The sequence below is a fragment of the Pseudomonas sp. FSL R10-0399 genome, assembly GCF_009600165.1.
Lineage (GTDB): Bacteria > Pseudomonadota > Gammaproteobacteria > Pseudomonadales > Pseudomonadaceae > Aquipseudomonas > Aquipseudomonas helleri.
This window is the reverse complement of record NZ_WIWK01000237.1, coordinates 1-1,814: the sequence shown is the minus strand read 5'-3', so window position 1 is coordinate 1,814 and position 1,814 is coordinate 1. Positions and strand designations below refer to the sequence as shown.

Below are 1,814 nucleotides of genomic sequence, written 5' to 3'. Positions count from 1 at the left end.
GGTCGGGGCTGGCGGCTGATTGCTCAACGCCCCCGGTACGCCTTGCGGGCCGTTGCTGGCGGTGCGTTGTTCGTTGGTGGATTGCTCGCTGCGCAAGGCGGGCTGGTCAGGGTTGAACTGCTCGGAGGTGGATTCGACCGAGCTGAAATCAACGTCTGCCGAGACTTCAGCCTTGTAGCGATCATTGCCCAGCACCGGTTGCAAGATGTTATGCACGCGTTGGGTGAGCATGCCTTCCATGCGCCGGCTGTAGTCAAATTGCTTGCCGGCCATGGTCAGCTCGGAGTTCTCTGCCTGATCTGAAAGCAGATTGCCCTTTTGGTCGACCACGGTGACCTGGGACTTGATCAGTTCCGGCACGCTGGTGGCCACCAGGTTGATGATCGCCATCACCTGGCCTGGCTCCAGCGAGCGGCCGGGGTACAGCTCCACCAGCACCGAGGCGCTGGGCTTGCGTTCATCGCGCACGAACACCGAGCTTTTCGGGATCGCCAGGTGCACGCGGGCAGCCTTGATGTTGTTGAGGCTGGAAATGGTCCGCGCCAGTTCGCCTTCCAGACCACGGCGATAGCGCGTGGCTTCCATAAACTGGCTGGTGCCCAGGCCCTGGTCTTTATCGAGGATTTCGAAGCCGATGTTGCCGTCTGAAGGGGTGACGCCTGCGGCCGCGAGCTTGAGCCGCGCCCGTGAGACGTCATCGGCCTTGACCAGCAAGGCCCCGGAATTGGGTTCAACGGTGTAGGCAATATCGGCGGCGGCCAGGGTTTCCATGACCTGCTTGGCGTCCATCCCGGCCAGGCTGCCGTACAGCGGCCGGTAATCGGGCTGTTGCGACCACAACACCACGGCAAAACCGATTGCCACGCTCGCCGCCAGACCAACCATAAGGCCGACCTGACGCAACATGGTCATCTCGGCCAGGTTGTCCAGAAAGGACAAGCCGAACAGCGGCCCTTTGCCGCCACCCAGGCCTGACTTGGCCGGAACGTTTTCCGGAAGTGCATCTGCCATGACTTAATATCGCCCTTAAACCGGCATCTGCATGATGTCTTGGTACGCCTGAACCAGCTTGTTACGCACTTGCGTGATCGCCTGGAAAGACACGCTGGCCTTTTGTGAGGCAACCATCACGTCGGTCAGGTCGACACCGCTTTTACCGATTTCGAACGCGTTGGACAGCTGCGACGACGCTTGCTGCGTCTCGCTGACCTTGTTGATCGCGTTGCCGAGCATGTCGGAGAAGCTCGGTGCACCCGCTTCAGGAGCGGCCTGCACAGCCGATTTGGGTTGAGCCATGGCGTCCATTTGCATGGCCCGCATATCCAACATCAATCGATTAAATTCAATACCTTGGCTCATGGACTATGGCCTCCGCCGACCCGCATTTTTTTGACACTTTCACTGCTCGTAGTGAGGTATAGCAACAAGGGTGCCAGCTCTTTGTCGTTTTCGCACGATTAACGTTACAAAACATCGCAAGACCGAACTAAATACACCCTGTAGGAGCGAGCTTGCCTCGCGATCTCTTGATCTTTAAAAGCAAAAGATCGCGAGGCAAGCTCGCTCCTACAGGGGGGGGAACCGTCAGGTTGCGGCAAACAAGTACGCCTCAACATCCATTCCGGCATCGCGCATTTGCGCCAGCTTGTAACGCAAGGTGCGCGGGCTGATGCCCAGGCGTTCGGCCGCTTCTTTGCGCCGCCCGCGCTCGGCACGCAAGGTGTCGATGATCATTTCAAACTCATGGCGGCGCAGGTCGTCACCCAATGCGCCGGACGACTCGACCGGCGCCACCGCAGGCAGCGGCGCGTACG

The 1,814-nt window shown here is 59.6% G+C and carries 3 protein-coding genes; all 3 read right to left on the bottom strand.

Annotation, left to right across the window (positions count from 1 at the left end; translation table 11 throughout):
* Window positions 1-1,011: flagellar basal-body MS-ring/collar protein FliF (fliF, locus tag GHO41_RS29140; RefSeq protein WP_153435334.1), on the bottom strand; the 1,011-nt coding region annotated here is incomplete at its 3' end.
* 15 nt (window positions 1,012-1,026) lie between these two features.
* Window positions 1,027-1,359: a flagellar hook-basal body complex protein FliE gene (gene fliE, locus GHO41_RS29135; protein WP_048371428.1), complete on the bottom strand. Its 333-nt coding sequence runs from the start codon at window positions 1,357-1,359 to the stop codon at window positions 1,027-1,029.
* A 225-nt stretch (window positions 1,360-1,584) separates the two neighbouring features.
* Window positions 1,585-1,814: helix-turn-helix domain-containing protein (locus GHO41_RS29130; RefSeq protein ID WP_305977960.1), on the bottom strand; the 230-nt coding region annotated here is incomplete at its 5' end.